The sequence below is a fragment of the Methylobacterium sp. J-048 genome (assembly GCF_022829515.1).
Lineage (GTDB): Bacteria > Pseudomonadota > Alphaproteobacteria > Rhizobiales > Beijerinckiaceae > Methylobacterium.
Map to the genome: position 1 here is coordinate 1 of NZ_JAKSYL010000100.1, position 17,240 is coordinate 17,240.

Consider the following 17,240-nt stretch of genomic DNA (forward strand, 5'->3'; position numbering starts at 1 on the left):
ATTGTTCTTTTTGTCGCAACAAATTCTGCATCGCCTTATGCACGCTACCGTTGTACCATCCTGGCTCTTCCTCGCTTTAGGGGGATTAAGCGGGAGTTGGTGGTAGCGTATGGGATATCTATTGATCGCCCTGCTAGGGGCTGCGTGCGGAGTGCTATTAAGCTGGCATCTGCTGGTTCCGATCGTGACAGCCATAGCGCTAGCCGCAGGAGTGGCTGGCTCCATCAATGGGTACATGTTCGGTGATGTCTTGGCTGACATCGTCCTCAAGGTCTGCGTTCTAGAAGTGAGTTGGTTGGCATCGGTCTGCATCATCACGCGCCTGATCAAGAGAAGGCCGGACCAACCTAGTCGTCAGCCAGAACGCGATCGGGCGCCATCCAAATGGGGCGGTTGATGAAGCAACTCTGTAAAAAATGTGCGACAGAATAACTCAGCCAAGCCGCAACAAAACATAACACTAAACAACAGAACATAACGACGGACACGCACCTGGCATTGGCTGGTATGATCGCCGTTGTTGCAGACAGGTCTTCAAGATAGCACTGTAAGAGCCACGCAACTGCAACGCGGTGGCACTTACGATGACTAATCCACTTCGAAGAGACGCATTGCTCCGGCTGAAGGTCGAGACAGATCTCGCCCGAGCTGTAGAGGTTACTGCCCGCCAGCGCGGCCAGACCGTTTCAGAATACGTGCGCCAGGGCGTCCGCGCACACCTGGCCCGTCACGGTGTCCGGCTCAGTCCCGACGACGGTCCCCGCACGCCTCCGGCCGCTCCCGCTCTCCGTCAGGCAGCGTGAGGATGGCCGGCATGAACGCGCTCCCGACAGTCAACGTCCGCCACGATCGTCACGACCGCGCCCTCGCCCCGGTGGTCGGCCTCGAGCCCAGCAAGGTCGTGCTGTACCCGACACCGCCCGCGCCGCGGACTGCCGCGCAGATCCTTGCCGAACGCGATGCCGCCCAGGCCGAGCGCGATGCTCTGGAGGCCAGTCGTTCCGGCGTGCTGCTGAAGGGCAGCGCCGACGACGTGGCCAACCTCGATCACCGCATCGCGGTCACCAAGATCCGGCTCGACCAGCTGGAGGTTCAGCACGCCGCCGCGGTGATCGCTGAGATTAACGCCCAGGCCACGCACGAGGCCGAGCAGAAACGCCGCAAGGAACTGCACCGCAAGGCCATGAAGGCCTCCGCAGAGGTCGCGACGTTGGCCGACCAGTATGTGACTGAGGCGCAGCGCTTAGTGCCCCTGCTGGAGAAGATCCGCGAGCGGGCCGCGCTGATCGAGGCCGCCAACTACGCCTTGCCCGACGGCGCCGAGCCGGTGCCGCCCGGCGAGCCCCGCTGCAGTTGGGAAGGCCGGTCTGATCAGCCTCACGCCTCCATTGCCAGCCGCGTGAAGCTGCCCGGCCTGGGCCGTGACGCCACTCCAATCTGGGTCGTCACTCCTTTCCCCATCAGCCTCAACACGGGACGCTGAGCATGACCATCACCCGACAGGAAACCGCCGAGAACGTCGCCTTCTGGCGCCGCGTGCTCAACAAGCCCGAACCGACGACTCCCGAGCGTAAGCTCACTCAGGCCGAGCGCATGGCCGCCTGGTCGGCCCAGAACCGCCGGGACGAGGCCGCGGCCACTCAGACGCGTGAGAGCGTCGGCCAAAGCGCCGTGCGCCATGTCGTTGACGTGCCGCCTGAGTTTGCCGGCGCCAAGATCAAGGTCACACGCGACGGTCGTAGCTACGATGCCCGTGCCCGCCAGCATGCCGTTGGCGCCGAGCACCGCGCTCACGACCAGTCAGTTTGGCGTCGCGTCGCCTGAACGAGATTGCGTGGGCCAGACCCGAGAGGGCCTCCTTCACCCGCGCCATTGAGGGCGATGCAGTCAGCCCAACAGCGACAAGCCAGCCTGTCCCTCGAACCCATGGCCATGGAGAGGGATGCCAAGGCCGGCACGACTGCAACCCCTGACCAAGCAGGGATCCCGGGAGATCGCGGCGGTGGGGTCACCCCGCTGCGGTCTCCTTCCCAGCCCCAGCCGGAGACCCTGATGGCCACCACCAAGCCCGACACCACCGCGCAGCCCGACGTGCCGGTCATCGAGACCACGCCTGTCGATCACGGTGACGCTCATGGCATCGGCAACGTGGAGCAGGCGCCGATCCGGTCCGACCTTCTGCACGAGACGGCCAAGGAGGCTGAGGCCCGTGGCAGGGCATGGCGATCGGCAGGGATGCGGTGAGCAGCCGTCCCTCACTTCCAGGGGCGGCGGCGGGACCCAGCTGGCACTCCCCGTTGGAGGGTGTCCGGTCATGCGAGTCCCTGGGTCCCTGTTCGGGGTGGTCAGGCCCGAGGGTCCGCGCGAGTTCGATAACTCCGCAGGTATCAACTTTTACAGCGCGTTTCGCTTCGCAGTCTCAAATTGAGTTTGACATCGTAGCTTCGAGGAAATCGGCCGTTGAAAGCGAAATCTGCCACCGTTGATGCCGCCGCCGACGCCGCGCTGATGGTGCCGGTGACGACGATCGCACACGTGCTCGACATGACGACCCGTCGCGTTCAGCAGCTCGTGGCAGAGGACGTGCTGCCCAAGGAGGAGCGCGGACGCTATCCGCTGATCCCAGTGGTGCGCGCCTACATCGCGCATCTCAAGGCCACGCCTGAAATCCCGGTTGGCAACCTCGACCCGGCCCAAGAGCGAGCCCGGAAGGATCGAGCGCTCGCTATCTCGGCCGAGATCAAGAACGACATCGCGACCGGCAGGGTGGTGCTGATCGACGACGCCATCGCGATCATGACCGGTGGTCTGTCCCGGGTGCGCAACAAGATCCTGGGACTGGCCTCCCGGGTCGCTCCGCGGCTGGTGATGCAGCGGGAGGCCGAGCCGATCCGGGCGCTGCTCTACGACGAACTGGTGGCCATCCTGGAGGAGCTGTCGGTCGAGCATGACGTGCAGCGTCTGGCCGGCGACGGCGCTGGTCGAGAGGCTGCCTGACATGCCCAAGCCGCAGGAAGTCGCCTCTATCAAGGTAAAGGGCAAGAACTACCTCAACTGGCAGACGGTGTCGGTCACCCGGTCCGGCGTCGACCTGTTCCCGAAGTTCGCCTTCACGGCAGCTGCCCCGGCCGAGGCCGCCCCGAACTTTGCCGACCTCAAGCTCGGGATCGGTGATGCTTGCGAAGTGCTTCTGGGCGGGCGCCAGGCCGTCTCCGAGGGGCGTATCACCGGCCGGCAGCCGGCCTACGATGCCAAGGAGCACGGCCTGCAGATCACGGGCACGACCCGCTCGCAGGTGATCGCCCGCGCGACGGTCGATCACAACCAAGGCGAATTCATGGGCTACTCGCTGAGCCAGATCGCAAACGCCGTGCTCAAGCCCTACGGCGTGAAGTTCAGCCTGAAGGGCGACACGACCGACGCCGACAAGGCCTTCCCGAAGGTCAACGTGCTGGCCGGCGAGAGCGTGTTCGCCTTCATCGAGCGCCTGTGTCGGTTCCGGAACATCTACCTGTTGCCTGGCCAGGGCGCGGATATCGTCGGCTACAGGCTGAAGGCCAAGTCCGGGGCCATCGCCGAGCTGGAGGAAGGCCGCAACATCCTCGCGGCCAACGCGGTGTTCGATTATCAGGACGCGTTCTCCGAGATCCAGTCCATCGGCCAGCAGCCGGGCAACGATCAGACGTTCGGGGATGCCTCCAGGGACGTGACCGCGACGGTGAGGAACTCGGCGGTGACCGAGCACGCACCGTTCCACTTCATCGCCGAGCATCCCGGTGATCAGACCGACATGCGGCTGCGCGCCCAGCACGAGAACGGCTTCAACCTCGCCAACCAGATCAACGTCAACATCAAGGTCCAGGGCTGGTTCAAGGACCAGAACAGCCTCTGGCTAGAGCACATCGGCGATGTCGTGTCGGTCTACTCGCCGATGTTGTTCACCAAGGACCGGATGTTGCTGGCGATCCAGGCCGTGACCGCCAGCCAAGGCCCGCAGGGCACCACCACCGACATCAGCTTGGTCTTGCCGGAGGCCTACAACGGTGGCGGCCAGACCCAATCCAACGCCGGCCAAGGCGTCTCCGGCGGCACCCCGCCCGGCCTCTACACCTGACCGAACCCGAGACACGATAGGAGGCCGCCATGGCCGATGAAACCTTGCGGATGCGTGCGGAGGTTGAGGACCGGTTTTCGGGTCCGCTGAAGAGCCTGCGGGCGCAGCTTCTCGATGTCTCCCGGCAGGGAGCCAGCCACGGCGAGGCCTTGGCGAAGGGTATGGGCAAGGCCGAGTCCGCGATCCAGACCACGGCACGCTCGGCGACGACGATCCTGAACCCCGCATTGGCGACCGTGGGCGTCACAGGTCTGACGGCCGGTGCGGCGGTCGCCGGAGTGGCGATGTCGCTGAGCAAGCTTTCCAGCAACCTGTCGAGCCTCGGGGCGCTCTCGCGCGAGACCGGGGTAGCGGCTGGGACCCTTCAGACCTTCGGTGCCGTCGCCCGCAAGTTCGGGCTGGAGCAGGACGCGGTAGCCGCCGGCACCAAGACGTTCGCCGGCAACATGCGCGAGTTCAGCCGGGGCATCGGTGAGACCTACCAGTGGATCAACCGGCAGGGCACCGACGCGGCCGGGCGGAAGGCCTTCCAGGACTTCGCCCAGGACATCCGTGGCACGACCGACGAGGGCGAGAAGCTCCGCAAGAGCCTCACCTTCATGGAGACAATCCGCAACCCGGTCGAGCGGGGGATCTTCGCCCAGCACGTATTCGGCAACTCGGACTTCGGGCGCATCGCTGACGGTCACCTCGGCAAGCTGGCCGACGTGTGGAACGCACAGAAGCAGCGGCTCGGCCCGCTCGACCCGAAAGCCATCCTGCAGGCTGAGAAGTTCGAACAGGCCATCGCCGACCTGCGCACCTCGATGCAGACGATCGGCACGACGATCGCTCGCGAGGTGCTGCCGTTCGCCAGCGAGTTCACCCAGTGGGTCGACGGCATCGCCAAGGACCAGCGCGGCGATTTCTTGAAGGGCCTACGCACTGGCCTGCAGGATGTCTCTCGCGAGTTGAACGCCATCGACTGGAAGGGGGCCGGCGACTCGGCGAAGCAGGTGCTGCTCTCGACCACCGCGCTGGTGAAGCCCCTCATGGATGACGTGAAGGAGATTGCGGCAGCGATCCGGAGCTTCAACGAAGGTCGGTATGTCGAGGCGTACCGACATCTTGATGGTGGATCTGGCCCGCTCGCCCGCCGGCTCGCTCCCCTGGCCGGTGACGATGAGATCGACGCCCAGGAGAAGGTCGACCGCCTGCGCAAGCTGCGGGACGTGTCGAACGAAGCCTCGCAGCACCTGATTGGCCGGACCCAGCAGCGGATGGGTTTGCTCGACAGCCCGGAGGCGGCGCAGCAGAAGCTCACGGCTGCGGAGGCCGAGTTGGCGCGCCTGAAGGCCCGCACGCCTGAGGAGCGCGACCGCGACTATAGGGAGTCGACGGAGAAGCTGCGTCGATCGATTGACGGCTTGTCCGAGCAGATGAAGGCACAGCAGGGTGCTACGGCTCAGAAATCGTCCGCTGACGGCGACGGGCTGTTCGGTGGTGCTCGGATCCAGTCGGCGGCCTACACGGGCGGTGGTGGCTCTGGGCGGCTGCCTGGGCTCGGTCGCGGTGCGAACCTGCCCGGCGGCGGATCCGGTCCGGGCTATCACGGCGAGGCTGGCCCTGCTGGTCCTGGGGCTGGGCGCTTCAACGGCCTCGGCGGTGGCACGCCTCGCCTTCCCAGCATCGGTGGTGGTGGCGCTACTGAGCCGTCTGGCGACTACACCGGCAACGACGGCCGGCGGGCGGCTCGAGGACGCCTCACGGATGCCGGCCGTTCTCGCATAGCCTCGTGGATGGACTACCTGCAGCGCCCGATCGCTGAGGGTGGCCTCGGTATGCCGAAGGGTAAGGCGCAGGCCATGATCGCCGGCATGCAGGGCGAGTCGGGATTGAACCTGGACCCCGGCATCGTTGGCGATAGCGGCCACGCCCACGGCACTGCCCAGTGGAGCGACGCCAAAGGCAACCCCCGCTTCCCGTTGTTGAAGAGGTACGCCGAGTCCCAGGGCAAACCGTGGACGGACGTCGGTGTCCAGCAGCAGTACCACCGCATGGAGATGTTGGGCCTCCCGGGGGCCGTCAGCCACAACCGTGCCTATCGCGCGATGATGGCGGCACCCACCGATGAGGACACCCTTAAGGAGGTCATCTCAAAGTACGAGAACCCGCAGAAGCACGCGCTCGCCTATCAGCTCCGCAAGCCGTTCCTCGACCGCCTGCGTCGCGACCAGGCTGGTGCGACGGCAGGTCGGTTGCCGAGCCTCGCAGGAGACAGCGATCTCCTACCGAACGGCGCGCCGCGCGTTCTCAAGCCCAACAGCATGAAGGACGCGCCTGGCGTGACGATGGAGGAAGCCAACCGCCTGCGTGGTGGCCAGGCCGACGGCGCCGGCTGGGCGGCCCGGGAGAAGGCACGGAAGGCATTCGAGGCGATGCAGCAGGGCGAGGGCCGTCTCGATGCCTCAGCCGGCCGTGCCGGTGTCGTGGCCGGACCCAAGGTCGAGAACAACGGCTCCGTCACCGTCAACGTGCAGAAGGCTGGCCCGGACGCGAAGGTCACGACCTCAGCCACCGGCAGCCTCTTCCGCGACATCGTCCAGAACCACGGGCGGCAGATGGCGAAGGCGGAATGAGGCCTGCAGCCCTGCCGTTCTGGCAGCGATCAAGTGACGAGCGCGTAGAGACAGAGATTGAAATCGCTGCCTCACGGAGCGAATGGTTTCTCTGCTCACGGGCGCAATAAGATTTTGTTCATCTTGTCGTGCAAAAAAGCGGTGCACGCTCAATGATGGATGCGTAACCAATGTCTTCCAGTGTCACGCTTACCGCGGCTACCCGTCAGAACCTGCTGTCGTTGCAGGATACGGCTGCGCTGACCGCGACCACTCAGAACCGGCTTTCCACCGGCCTGAAGGTTTCCTCGGCCCTCGACAACCCGGTGAACTTCTTCACGGCCCAGTCGCTCAGTCAGCGCTCCGGTGATCTCGGCAATCTACTTGATGGTATCTCCAACGGTATCCAGTCGATCCAGGCCGCCAACCAGGGCATTACCTCAATCCAGAAATTGGTTGATCAGGCCAAGTCGGTCGCCAACCAAGCGCTGTCTACTCAGATCACCACCACGGGTACTGCCTCAAGCACCTATGTTGCCCCAACTGGCGCCGCTACCCTAAACCTTTATATCAATGGCGCCGCCACCACCGTTTCACTAGCGACTGGCGATACAATCGATCAGACCCTCACCAAGCTCAATACAGCTGTTGGCGCCGGTAGCTTCACGAAGAGCACCGACGGCACTAAGATCGTGATGAATGCTTCCTCGGATCTTGAGTTCAAGGACACGGCCAGTCAGACGGCGCTCGGTTTTTCGGCCGGCACGGCGAATTCCGGTCCCAGCTACGGAACGACCACGCTGACCACAATGGCGAGTCAGAGCTCGGATCTGAGCGTGTCGGGCGTGTCGGCCCGGGCCACGCTGGCTTCGCAGTACAACAGCTTGCTGACCCAGATCGATCAGCTGGCAGGCGACTCAAGCTACAACGGCACGAACCTGATCAACGGCAAGAGCACCAACAATAACCTGACTATCAACTTTAACCCGAAGGGCAACTCGAACCTTCAAGTTACTGCGACCGATGAAACATCGAGCGGCCTCGGTCTGACGTCGATCACCAGTACATCGAACAATACATCGACGATTGGTCAGGGCAACTTCCTGCTCAACGCCGACGTCAACACGACTCTGAATAAGCTCACGACTGCATCGAGCCAGTTACGTACCGATGCCTCTACGTTCGGCTCTAACCTGTCAGTAGTGCAGAACCGCCAGGATTTCACGAAGAACATAGTCAACGTCCTCGACACCGGCTCTTCGAACCTTACAGCCGCCGACCTCAACGCGGAAGCCGCAAATTCGCAGGCCCTGTCCACTCGTCAATCGCTGGGCATCTCGGCCCTATCGCTGGCCAACACTGCTCAGCAGGGCATCCTGCAGCTGCTGCGGTAGTCTTTTGCGACATTGTCGACGCAGCGGCCGGGCCATCACCCCGGCCGTTTCGCGTTGTGGACTTCAGCTCAGCGCGGCCCGGCAGGATAGCCGCCGGGATGGCGTTGTCGAGATTGGGCTTGTCACGGCTATCAACCAAGCTAAGTTGCTTCTGCGGTCTGGCGAGTTTCGCTCGCTCAGATCGAGTGCGATCTGTGACGCGCGGCCATATCCGCGCTGAGGTCGGCAGGCCCCGGTTTCAGCCGAAGATAGCTCCGGGCACTCCTGTTCGCGGTAAGGGCCTCCCGGTTTTCCGGAGAGGCATATCGGCAGCCCACGATCCACGTGTGTCTGTTGTTGGAGCCCTTACCATGTCGAAGAAGCCCATCCTTATTTCGTCCCGCTATAAGCCCGCCGCCGGTGGCCACGCACCCGGCGATCTCCGGGACGCTTTCATCGCGGCGGTGGAAGATCTCCGCTCCTGGCGGCCCGGCATGCCGGAGCCCGTGGCTGAGGTGCGCGAACAGCCTGTGCCGCTGAGCGTGCTCTGCGGTCTGCTTTGGAACTGCACCGATTGCCTGCCCGGTATCGATGGTTCGGAGGTCTGGGCTTTTGTGAAGCGGTACGGCGACGGCTACGAGGCCGGGCGGCGGGCCTCAAGCTCCTATGGGCGCGCCGCGCGGGCGCTGAAGCTGATCTTTGAGGGTCAGCGGCAGGCCGCGTAGTTCAGGGTAGTGCCGGCGCTTGACGGTGCCGGCACTTAAACTAGGATCTCATCAGCGCTATTCTGTGTGATCGAAATTGTCTTATTTCCCGCGGTTTTTAAATGTCTCAAGATATTTTTTTGCATAAGTTTCAAGTTCTTCTCTCATGTGATCTTCTTCTAGCAGCTCCCGCACTCGTGCCACAGGAGTTACAAGCGAAAGACCCTCATTAATCCTCTCAAGGTCTTCTCGGGAAACTTCATACCGCCCACTAGGTTGAGCTGACAATCGTGCGTCCCAGTGACCATGCGTAAGACCAATAAGCTTGTAAGTGCTTGTCATTTCTATTTTTGTTTCAAACGCCAATCCGGGCGTCCTTCCCGGAACGCCGCCGAAATAATTCTCGGTCACACCAGTAAATGTTTTTGGCTTTTCCCAGCCCGGTATCTCAACAAAAACCGGCGCTCCACTTAAACCTCCTATTGATCTTGCTTCAATAATATACATTGTCGCATCACCATAGCCAGTATCTATAGGCTCAAATGGCATTGCGGCGATTGAACCAGTTCGAACTATGGGAACGTTCCGATTTTTGTTTATTATTCGATGAAACAGGCCAACAGTGAGTGTTTTTGAGCCTATGCCGATATTCATATCAGCAAATATTGGTTCTTTCCAAAGCGCTACTGGTGCAATTCCGGATAGTGCGCTCGGTGTCGAATATCTTGCAATCGTTACGTCTGCTGAGCCTTCTCTCAGACTTTGAAAAAATTCGCTTACAGGCAGCTCCACTTCTTTCACGCCGTCTCGCAACTCGTTCACGCGGATAACAATGCTTTGGGCGCCCAATTTGCTGGTCGCATTCTCAATTACATGACGCGCTGTGACAAAATAATTCGACATGATGGCCGCGCCATCATAGGCATCAACCAATTCAATAAAGAAACCAGTTCCTATTGGGCGCAAACCTTCTGGAGCACGACAGAAAATAAAGGCGACGCTATCTAAATACCTAAAAGGCAACTGCAACGAGGTGCTCCATTAGATCTATGCAGTCAATTTCGACTAATTTTCTGTTAATTTGCCCCCTCAGGATCCTCACGGTGCCGCACGTAGCCCTGGCCGGTGAGCCAGTCTGTGAGGGCATATCGGATCGCTTCCGGACGAGAGGGCTTCGGATCGGGCTGGTCGGCAATCCAGGCCTCCAACGAGGCGTCGAGTTCCGGATACAGCCGCAGGCCAATGGCCTTGCCGATACCGGTGGGCGGGCGTCCCCGCGGTTTTCTGCTATCGGCTATTGACATCGGGATTGATGATAGCAGATAAGAACGGGCCGACCAAGAGCTTGCACCCTCCTGGAAGGCCCTAACCGCACACGTCCTGGAGTGACGCGAATGGCTATCCACGCCCATAGCACACGCACGCCCTTATTACCCCAGTCCGGCAACCCTCGGCCCTTATTAGGTGAGGGGCTCGGCCGGCAGCTGGGCCCCGTCTCTCAGGCCATCCGAGCCTGCCGCGACGCCGATCCGGCCGACCTGGCCATCGCCGACATCCAGATCGGGCTGGCGAGCTTCTTCGCCGATGCCGACCCCCAGCGCGTCCGCGAGCTGCGCCGCCGGATCGCCGACCGGATTGAGGCGGATCTGGCTCTACTTGATGCGCTCAGCCCCGATCCGGATCTGGAAGACGGTCATGACGCCGAGGGCCTGACCGACGACAACGGCATCGCCGACTACGACGCGATCGGTGATCAGGGCTTCTCGGGCTACGGGGGCTGCTTATGAGCGGTCCCGCCAACCGCCGCGGCTTCCTGCGCGGCCTCACCACGCTCCCGCTGGTCGGCGGCAGTGTGGCCCTCATCGGCGCACCGTCCGCGGTTGCCAAGCCCGTCACGCCAGGAATGATCGCCACCTACATGGCGTGGCTGCATTATGAGCAGCGGGCCATCCAAAGTTCGGTCGGCATGCGCGAGGGGACTTTCATCCCCTGCGTGAACCCGGGATCGAGCTACCACTTCCCCCGCGACTTCGACATGGATCGCTTCGGTTTGGAAGCGCAGTTGCGGGCGCCGTTGGTACTCTCGACCGTGGGCTGTCCGCTGACCTCGGTAGAAGCCGAGGACATGTGGGCAAAGTCGTTCCCGACGATGAACTCGGGGGTCGGATTATGACGTCCCTCAACGGTCGCCGCGGGTTCCTCCGCGGCCTTGTTTCGCTTCCCCTGATCGGCGGCGGCGTGACGCTCATCGGGGCGCCAACCGCCGTAGCCGCGCCTGTCACCGAGCGGTTGATGCGCGAGTACGCGAACTGGATCGCGTTCGAGCACTATCGGGCGCAGATCGAGCTTCATGGCACGATGGACCGCCAGTGGTACGAGCTGCACGGCGCGGCCTACCGCTGGCATGAGGACGCGGCGGGCAAGGCAGACCTACCGGTGCAGGCACCCTCGACGCGGGCGGCCTTGGTGCTCAGCGCCGTAGGCTGCGATTGGCGGGAGGGCGGATTATGAGCACTCGCCCCTTACCGTCCTACCTCGCGGTGGTACCACCTGCCGGCAAGCGGTTCCGACGGCCGCGAAAAGCGGCGCCAGTTCCGCCGCTTACCCGGGACAGCGAGGCCTTGACCGGCATGATCCGGCAGGCGGAGCGTGTCCAGGCCATCGTCCAGCGGCTGCATCAAGCGATTTTCTCGGAAGACGAGATCGTGGCGCGGGCTCTAGCCGACCGAGCCGAGATCGAGGCGCGGTTCGCTGCCGCGATGGCCCGGGGCCTGAGGGAGGGCACGCTATGCGCCTGATCAGCCCGTTCATCATCGCGTTGGTGTGGTGGCACACGAGGCGGGTCCGCCGTGCCACCCACGACATGCGCCGGGCGAACTACTACGCCACCCGGAGCCTGCGGACGCTCATGGCCATCGGCAGCGGTCCGATGCCTCGAACGGTCAGCGGCGTGCCGGCGATCCCGCCGATGCCGGTGCTGTGCCGGTAGGGGGTGGTGGATCGCCACCCCCTCCATCGGGTGCAGGCGCTAGGCTGGCATCTGCATCGGCAACTACGACGAACGCGGATCTGGGTCGGTTCAAGTCGCCAACTTGGCGACTCGGTCGGCCGAGGGTTCGCCAAGCTGGCGAAGGCTAAGCTGGGCTTAGGGTTAGGCTGCAAGCCCTCGCAGGATCACCCCAACGGCCATGAACGCACCGGCCGAGTAGGCGACGGTGAAGGCGAGGTCGAACATGATCTACGGTCGCTTTCTGCGAAGGGCTGCCGCCCGATCGTGGTGTTCCACCGTAGGGGCAGGCTCGGACCGACAACCCAGAGGTCAACCATTAGTTCTGGGTACGCTTCCGGACCAAGTTGTGGGCGCTCTCACGCGCCGCCTCGCGCGTCCCGGGCAGCACTCCGACATCTCTGACCTAAACCCTGTCGCCGACCGTTTCACGGCGATAGGCAAGGTAGACCCAGATAGTCACTCGCGCATTCCGTGCGGGTGGCCCAGCTACCGGAACAGACAGCGTCCATCCGCTACCGCTTTTGCTACCAAACTCGGTAGCACAGGCCAGGATGGAACGGGATGAGAACTAGGCGAGGACCCGAAAATGCCTATGCAAGGCAGGACGTTGTCGGATCGGCTGGGAGGTGGCGGGATGGCCGAAATCGCATTTCGAGTGCGGTGCATTCAACCGCTCTGCCACCTCTCCGCGAGGCGCCTCGATGAGACGGGCGGTGCCTAGCACGCGCGGTCGGGCTTCACAAGCGATGTTGATGCGCGGGTGCCGATCAGACCACGATCGTGATCGCCTGCGCGGCCCGGGTGAGGCCGGTGTAGAGCCAGCGGGCGCGGTGCTCGCGGAAGGCGTAGGATTCGTCGAACAGGGTCACCCGATCCCATTGCGAGCCCTGCGCCTTGTGCACCGTCAGCGCGTAGCCGTAGGTGAACTCGTCGGTCTCCCGGCGCAGGAACAGCGGGATCTCCTCGTCGCTCCCCGTGATCATCGCCCGCAGCACCTTGATGTCGGTGGCCCGGCGGCGGAGCGCCGGGTCGTCCTCGGGCACCACGTCGAGGCGGATCAGGTCCGGGCGCGGCGGCGCGCGCAGGGCCTGGACCGTCCAGGTCGAGCCGTTGAGCAGGCCCTTCACCCGGTCGTTGCGCAGGCAGACAAGCTTCTCGCCCACCGCCGGCATCGGATCGGTGTGGCCGGCGAGCTCCCGGAGCCGGTTGTTGTAGAGGCGGCGGGTCTTGTTGAGGCCGACCAGGACCTGATCGCATTCGAGCACCTCGGCCGGGTCCAGCGTGCGCCGGGAGACGATCCGGCTCTGGCCGTAGGTGCCGATCTCCAGCCGGCCGCCCTCGCGCACGGTCATGGCCATGCGGACGATCGGGTCGTCCTTGGCCTGGCGGTGGACGTCGGTGAGCATCACGTCGGGCTCGGCCTCGGTGAAGAAGCCGCCACCCCGCACCGGCGGCAGCTGCGCCGGGTCGCCCAGCACCAGCACCGGGCGCTCGAAGGACAGAAGGTCGTTGCCGAGGTCGGAATCGACCATCGAGCATTCGTCGATGATGATCAGGTCGGCCTTGGCGGCCGCGCCGGACCGGTTCAGCGTGAAGGTCGGGCCGCCCTCCTCCGCCTCCTTGGTGCGGTAGATCAGCGAGTGGATCGTCGCGGCGTCGTGGCAGCCCTTCTGGCGCATCACCGAGGCGGCCTTGCCGGTGAAGGCGCCGTACACAACCGTGCCGTCGACATCCTCGGCGATCCGGCGGGCGAGCGTGGTCTTGCCGGTGCCGGCATAGCCGAACAGCCGGAACACCTGGCTCCCGCCGTCCCGCCGCCAGGCGGCGATGGCCTTCAGCGCCGCATCCTGCTGCGGAGCGTAGGCGGCGGGCAATCCCGCACTCACAGCGATTCCGTCATGGCCAGCGCACGGTCGGCGGCAGGGACGACAGGATCGAGGCGACGTTGCCGCCGGTCTTCAGCCCGAAGATCGTACCGCGGTCGTAGAGCAGGTTGAACTCGACGTAGCGCCCGCGCCGGACCTGCTGCTCTTCGCGGTCGGCCTCGGTCCAGGCGGTCCCGACATTGTCGCGGACGATCTTTGGATACGCTTCCAGGAAGGCGCCGCCGACCTCGCGCGTGAAGGCCAAGTCCGCCTGCGCATCGCCGGTCCAGCGATAATCATAAAAAATACCGCCGATGCCGCGGGGCTCGTTGCGGTGCTTGAGGTGGAAGTATTCGTCGCACCACGCCTTGTAGCGGGCATGGTCGACGCCGTGGGCCGCGCAGGCGCGTTCGAGGCAGGCGTGGAAGTGGCGGCTGTCGGGATCGTCCTGGTTGCGCCGCCGCACCAGAACCGGGGTGAGGTCGGCGCCGCCGCCGAACCACGCCTTAGTGGTCACTACGAAGCGGGTGTTCATGTGCACCGTCGGCACATGCGGGTTCCACGGATGGGCGATCAGCGAGATGCCGGTGGCGAAGAAGCGCGGATCCTCGGCGGCCCCGGGCATCTGGGCGCGGAATTCCGGGGCGAACTCGCCGTGGACGGTGGAGATGTGGACCCCGGCCTTCTCGAACACCCGACCCTTCAGCATCGCCATGACGCCGCCGCCGCCGGGTTGGCCGGTATGGTCGGTGCGGTCCCAGGGCGTCTTCACGAAGGTCCCGGGCCCCGCTGGGGCATCCGGGTGGAACGGCCCCTCGGCCTCGGCCTCCAGGGTCTCGAAGGCCGCGACGATGCGGTCGCGCAAGGACGCGAACCACGCCGCGGCCTCGGATTTCATGGCCGTCACGTCGGCCTCGGACAGGGGGGCAGTCAGGGCTGCGCGGGCGTCGTCCGGCATCGTCATGCGGTAGGCTTTCCCACTGTGCCGATGGGCCGTCAATCGGTGCGCATCAATTCGGTTTGCCGCATCGCCCTGCGCCGTAGTCCCGAGCCGGCGCGGCATCGCCGCCCTAGATCATTCGATCCCGCGCCGGTACGGCGCCGCCTCGAACCGTCAGGACAGCCCGAGCCCATGGCCGACACGCTCCGCCTCTTCACCTCGCCCTCCGCTTTCCCGAACCCGCAGCGCCTGCGCCTGTTCGCGCACGAGAAGGGCATCGCCCACCTGTTCGACGAGGTGATCTACGACATGGCCCCGGGGGGCGAGCAGCGGCAATGGCGCCATCTCAAGATGAACCCCTGGGGTGAGACGCCGACCCTCCTGCTCGCCGACGGGACCGTGCTGTCCGAGACGGCTGCGATCGTGCGCTACCTCGACGCGGCCCATCCGGGCCGGCGCATCACCGGCGACACGCCCCTGGACCAGGGGCTCGACACGATGTGGGACAACCGGATCTGGGTGCACATCCTCTACCGCATCACCACGATGTTCCACGTGCTGAACCAGGGGCTCGGGCCGAAGCTCGAGCTGACGCACAACCCGCAATGGGGCGAGCATTGCCGCAAGGAGGCGCTGGGGCACGCCGCGCTGGTCGACCGCCACCTGGCGGACGGCCGCTCGTGGATGCTCGGCGGCGATGAGCCGACCTTTGCCGACATCACGCTCTGCACGGCGATCGCGTTCTCGAAGTTCCCGGTCTGCGCCACCCCGCTCGACGAGCGCTTCGAGCAGCTCGACGCCCTGTGGCGGCGCTGGCAGGAGCGGGCGAGCTTCAAGGCCGCCTATGCCGACGGCGGCAGCGGGCTGACGGAACTCGATCACCTGAAGACCGCGTAGGACAGTTCCCTCGGTTCGGCGTTCGCATTCGCGGGACTGGAGCCCGCGCCGTCAGCCCAGGGCGCTCTCGTGCACGGGCTTGAGCAGACCGGTGGCGCTCGCGACCAGCGCGCCGTCCGCGTCGCGGATCTCGGCCTCGCAGAAGATCACCGAGCGCCCGGCCCGGGTGATGCGGCCCTCGGCGATCAGGGTCCCGCGGCCCGGGGCGAGGAACCGGGTCTGCATGTCGAGGGTCACCACCGGCCGCCCGGCCTTGAGGCGGGCGGCCGTGCCGAGGGCGACATCGAGCAGGGTGCAGATCACGCCGCCATGCGCGATCCCGAGATTGTTGGCGTGTTCCGGCCGCAGGGCGAGGCGCAGCCGGGTGCGGCCCTCCCGCACGTCCAGGGCCTCGATCCCGCAATGGTTCACGAACGGGATGTGGGCTCCGAAGATCGTGCCCTGCTCTGATGGTTGGTCCACGCCGATTTCCCCAGATCTCGTCCTGCTGACAGCGTCGTCGTGCGAGCAGTATACAATCCCGCGCGGCGGATCCCGCCTGACGCGACGTGTTTCCGGTCCGTTGCGAGACCGGCCACGGCTTTTCGCAGACGAAGCAGCCGGATTGGCGGTGGCCAAAGGCGTAACAGAGGCGGTCCGCAAGGACCCGATCCCGTTCAAGTGCGGCGCGCCGCTGTCGGTTTGCTCGGGCAACGATTGCAGCTGCACCGAGGGTTTGAGTAATATGCGTGTTCATGGCCGACGCATTGTGCAAAGAAAATCTCGACGACGACTTGATTTTGTTGCACAGACGATAGAACCGTGCCCCACCGTCGGATAAAGGGAGTCATCGATGGACGACATCGCCACAGATCAGCAGCAGACCTTTATCGAGCAGGCGTCGGACATCGTGTCCGCGTATGTCTCGAACAATTCCGTCCCGATCAGCGAATTGCCCGCGCTCCTGGCCGGCGTTCACGCGGCTCTGGCCAAGCTCTCCGCGCCCGCGGCTGCCGTCACCGAGACGGCCGACAAGCCGACGCCGGCCCAGATCCGCAAGTCGGTGACCCCGGACGCGCTGGTCTCGTTCATCGATGGAAAGCCGTACAAGACGCTGAAGCGCCACCTGTCGCGCAACGGCCTGACTATCGAGCAGTATCGCGAGCGCTTCGGCCTGCCGCGCGACTATCCCTCGACGGCGGCCAGCTACTCGGCCCAACGCTCCGAACTCGCCCGCAGCCTCGGCCTCGGCCAGCAGCGCCGCAAGTCGGCCGCCGCCCCGGCGCCGGAGCCCGAGGAGGAGCCGGCCGAGAAGCCGAAGAAGGCGACCCGTCCGCGCAAGGCCAAGGAAACGGCCTGATCACGCAAGCGGTCTGATCTTGAGCGCCCCCATACCGGGGCCTCGATCCGGCCGATGGTTCCGGGCGGCACAGGCTCGAGCGTGCCGCCCGAACCCTCTTCACATCCGGAGCTCGCTCGAGCGACAGGCCCCGCGCAGCGCCGACGAGACCGATCAGGCGAAATCGGCGAGATCGTCGGCCACGTCCCCGGCGGCACGCTCCGTATCCACTTTTTCGGCCTCGCTCTTCTCAGGCTTGTCGGCCTCGGGCTGACGACCGGGCGCTGTCGACCGCCCGTCATCCGCCGGCGCATCACCGCCCTGCCCGTCCTCGGTCCGGTCCGGCACCCGGCTCGTCATGCTGCGCACTCCCGTCGACTTCGCGATTGCCGAGCAAAGCCTTCAGCGCCGCACGCGTTCCG

20 protein-coding genes are annotated in these 17,240 nt (G+C 64.6%); 15 read left to right on the forward strand and 5 right to left on the reverse strand.

Features of this window, described 5'->3' with window-relative positions; all coding sequences use genetic code 11:
- Nucleotides 1–814: 814 nt before the first annotated feature.
- From MKL09_RS07095 to MKL09_RS07130, 8 genes are all read left to right on the forward strand, one after another.
- The gene (locus MKL09_RS07095; RefSeq protein WP_244019159.1) at nt 815–1,483 is read left to right on the forward strand and encodes a hypothetical protein; all 669 of its coding nucleotides are present in this window, start codon (nt 815–817) and stop codon (nt 1,481–1,483) included.
- Between the two features lie 2 nt (nt 1,484–1,485).
- Nucleotides 1,486–1,824 carry a hypothetical protein gene (locus MKL09_RS07100; RefSeq protein WP_244019161.1) on the forward strand — a complete coding sequence of 113 codons (339 nt, stop codon included), beginning with the start codon at nt 1,486–1,488 and terminating at the stop codon, nt 1,822–1,824.
- 228 nt (nt 1,825–2,052) lie between these two features.
- The gene (locus MKL09_RS07105; RefSeq protein ID WP_244019162.1) at nt 2,053–2,244 is read left to right on the forward strand and encodes a hypothetical protein; all 192 of its coding nucleotides are present in this window, start codon (nt 2,053–2,055) and stop codon (nt 2,242–2,244) included.
- Between the two features lie 216 nt (nt 2,245–2,460).
- Nucleotides 2,461–2,997, forward strand: coding sequence for a hypothetical protein (locus tag MKL09_RS07110; protein ID WP_244019164.1), 537 nt, complete (start codon nt 2,461–2,463; stop codon nt 2,995–2,997).
- A 1-nt stretch (nt 2,998) separates the two neighbouring features.
- Nucleotides 2,999–4,114: a phage baseplate assembly protein gene (locus tag MKL09_RS07115; protein WP_244019166.1), complete on the forward strand. Its 1,116-nt coding sequence runs from the start codon at nt 2,999–3,001 to the stop codon at nt 4,112–4,114.
- Nucleotides 4,115–4,143: 29 nt separating this feature from the next.
- Nucleotides 4,144–6,732, forward strand: a complete 2,589-nt coding sequence (locus MKL09_RS31935) for a phage tail tip lysozyme (RefSeq protein ID WP_279605723.1) — start codon at nt 4,144–4,146, stop codon at nt 6,730–6,732.
- Between the two features lie 170 nt (nt 6,733–6,902).
- Nucleotides 6,903–8,105, forward strand: a complete 1,203-nt coding sequence (locus tag MKL09_RS07125; protein WP_244019168.1) for a flagellin — start codon at nt 6,903–6,905, stop codon at nt 8,103–8,105.
- Between the two features lie 350 nt (nt 8,106–8,455).
- On the forward strand, nt 8,456–8,809 hold the full coding sequence (locus MKL09_RS07130) for a hypothetical protein (RefSeq protein WP_244019169.1): 354 nt from the start codon (nt 8,456–8,458) through the stop codon (nt 8,807–8,809).
- An 81-nt stretch (nt 8,810–8,890) separates the two neighbouring features.
- Here MKL09_RS07130 and MKL09_RS07135 read toward each other — a convergent pair whose 3' ends face one another.
- On the reverse strand, nt 8,891–9,817 hold the full coding sequence (locus tag MKL09_RS07135) for a hypothetical protein (protein ID WP_244019170.1): 927 nt from the start codon (nt 9,815–9,817) through the stop codon (nt 8,891–8,893).
- Nucleotides 9,818–10,182: 365 nt separating this feature from the next.
- On the opposite strand from MKL09_RS07135, the gene MKL09_RS07140 reads away from it, so the two are divergent.
- The 5 genes from MKL09_RS07140 (at nt 10,183) to MKL09_RS07160 (ending at nt 11,777) form a co-directional block, all read left to right on the forward strand.
- Nucleotides 10,183–10,575, forward strand: a complete 393-nt coding sequence (locus tag MKL09_RS07140) for a hypothetical protein (protein WP_244019171.1) — start codon at nt 10,183–10,185, stop codon at nt 10,573–10,575.
- The gene (locus tag MKL09_RS07145) at nt 10,572–10,961 is read left to right on the forward strand and encodes a hypothetical protein (protein ID WP_244019172.1); all 390 of its coding nucleotides are present in this window, start codon (nt 10,572–10,574) and stop codon (nt 10,959–10,961) included. Before MKL09_RS07140 ends, MKL09_RS07145 begins: the two co-directional genes overlap by 4 nt.
- Nucleotides 10,958–11,299 (forward strand): hypothetical protein, encoded by a 342-nt coding sequence (locus tag MKL09_RS07150; RefSeq protein WP_244019173.1) that lies wholly within the window; start codon nt 10,958–10,960, stop codon nt 11,297–11,299. Before MKL09_RS07145 ends, MKL09_RS07150 begins: the two co-directional genes overlap by 4 nt.
- A gap of 110 nt (nt 11,300–11,409) precedes the next feature.
- Nucleotides 11,410–11,586 (forward strand): hypothetical protein, encoded by a 177-nt coding sequence (locus MKL09_RS07155; RefSeq protein ID WP_244019174.1) that lies wholly within the window; start codon nt 11,410–11,412, stop codon nt 11,584–11,586.
- Complete coding sequence (locus MKL09_RS07160; RefSeq protein WP_244019175.1) at nt 11,577–11,777, forward strand: hypothetical protein; 201 nt, start codon at nt 11,577–11,579, stop codon at nt 11,775–11,777. The genes MKL09_RS07155 and MKL09_RS07160 overlap by 10 nt, the downstream gene beginning before the upstream one ends.
- 788 nt (nt 11,778–12,565) lie before the next feature.
- Here MKL09_RS07160 and MKL09_RS07165 read toward each other — a convergent pair.
- Both MKL09_RS07165 and hemF read right to left on the reverse strand, forming a co-directional pair.
- The gene (locus MKL09_RS07165) at nt 12,566–13,684 is read right to left on the reverse strand and encodes an ATP-dependent RecD-like DNA helicase (RefSeq protein ID WP_244019176.1); all 1,119 of its coding nucleotides are present in this window, start codon (nt 13,682–13,684) and stop codon (nt 12,566–12,568) included.
- Between the two features lie 10 nt (nt 13,685–13,694).
- Nucleotides 13,695–14,627, reverse strand: a complete 933-nt coding sequence (hemF, locus tag MKL09_RS07170; RefSeq protein ID WP_244019178.1) for an oxygen-dependent coproporphyrinogen oxidase — start codon at nt 14,625–14,627, stop codon at nt 13,695–13,697.
- A 168-nt stretch (nt 14,628–14,795) separates the two neighbouring features.
- Here hemF and MKL09_RS07175 point away from each other — a divergent pair, with 168 nt between their 5' ends.
- Complete coding sequence (locus tag MKL09_RS07175; protein ID WP_244019179.1) at nt 14,796–15,500, forward strand: glutathione S-transferase family protein; 705 nt, start codon at nt 14,796–14,798, stop codon at nt 15,498–15,500.
- Nucleotides 15,501–15,551: 51 nt separating this feature from the next.
- Here MKL09_RS07175 and MKL09_RS07180 read toward each other — a convergent pair whose 3' ends face one another.
- Nucleotides 15,552–15,962 (reverse strand): PaaI family thioesterase, encoded by a 411-nt coding sequence (locus tag MKL09_RS07180; RefSeq protein WP_244019180.1) that lies wholly within the window; start codon nt 15,960–15,962, stop codon nt 15,552–15,554.
- A 370-nt stretch (nt 15,963–16,332) separates the two neighbouring features.
- On the opposite strand from MKL09_RS07180, the gene MKL09_RS07185 reads away from it, so the two are divergent.
- A complete protein-coding gene (locus MKL09_RS07185; protein WP_243950450.1) occupies nt 16,333–16,839 on the forward strand; it encodes a MucR family transcriptional regulator in 507 nt (168 codons plus the stop codon).
- Between the two features lie 153 nt (nt 16,840–16,992).
- Here MKL09_RS07185 and MKL09_RS07190 read toward each other — a convergent pair whose 3' ends face one another.
- The gene (locus MKL09_RS07190) at nt 16,993–17,178 is read right to left on the reverse strand and encodes a hypothetical protein (protein WP_244019181.1); all 186 of its coding nucleotides are present in this window, start codon (nt 17,176–17,178) and stop codon (nt 16,993–16,995) included.
- Between the last annotated feature and the right edge of the window lie 62 nt (nt 17,179–17,240).

Excerpts from the sequence above, each read along its gene's own strand:
- MKL09_RS07125 (WP_244019168.1), top strand. The coding sequence starts at position 6,903 with ATGTCTTCCAGTGTCACGCTTACCGCGGCTACCCGTCAGAACCTGCTG.
- MKL09_RS07190 (WP_244019181.1), bottom strand. The coding sequence starts at position 17,178 with ATGACGAGCCGGGTGCCGGACCGGACCGAGGACGGGCAGGGCGGTGAT.
- MKL09_RS07185 (WP_243950450.1), top strand. The coding sequence starts at position 16,333 with ATGGACGACATCGCCACAGATCAGCAGCAGACCTTTATCGAGCAGGCG.
- MKL09_RS07115 (WP_244019166.1), top strand. The coding sequence starts at position 2,999 with ATGCCCAAGCCGCAGGAAGTCGCCTCTATCAAGGTAAAGGGCAAGAAC.
- MKL09_RS07150 (WP_244019173.1), top strand. The coding sequence starts at position 10,958 with ATGACGTCCCTCAACGGTCGCCGCGGGTTCCTCCGCGGCCTTGTTTCG.
- MKL09_RS07100 (WP_244019161.1), top strand. The coding sequence starts at position 1,486 with ATGACCATCACCCGACAGGAAACCGCCGAGAACGTCGCCTTCTGGCGC.
- MKL09_RS07145 (WP_244019172.1), top strand. The coding sequence starts at position 10,572 with ATGAGCGGTCCCGCCAACCGCCGCGGCTTCCTGCGCGGCCTCACCACG.
- MKL09_RS07095 (WP_244019159.1), top strand. The coding sequence starts at position 815 with ATGAACGCGCTCCCGACAGTCAACGTCCGCCACGATCGTCACGACCGC.
- MKL09_RS07140 (WP_244019171.1), top strand. The coding sequence starts at position 10,183 with ATGGCTATCCACGCCCATAGCACACGCACGCCCTTATTACCCCAGTCC.
- MKL09_RS07160 (WP_244019175.1), top strand. The coding sequence starts at position 11,577 with ATGCGCCTGATCAGCCCGTTCATCATCGCGTTGGTGTGGTGGCACACG.
- MKL09_RS31935 (WP_279605723.1), top strand. The coding sequence starts at position 4,144 with ATGGCCGATGAAACCTTGCGGATGCGTGCGGAGGTTGAGGACCGGTTT.
- MKL09_RS07130 (WP_244019169.1), top strand. The coding sequence starts at position 8,456 with ATGTCGAAGAAGCCCATCCTTATTTCGTCCCGCTATAAGCCCGCCGCC.
- hemF (WP_244019178.1), bottom strand. The coding sequence starts at position 14,627 with ATGACGATGCCGGACGACGCCCGCGCAGCCCTGACTGCCCCCCTGTCC.
- MKL09_RS07105 (WP_244019162.1), top strand. The coding sequence starts at position 2,053 with ATGGCCACCACCAAGCCCGACACCACCGCGCAGCCCGACGTGCCGGTC.
- MKL09_RS07175 (WP_244019179.1), top strand. The coding sequence starts at position 14,796 with ATGGCCGACACGCTCCGCCTCTTCACCTCGCCCTCCGCTTTCCCGAAC.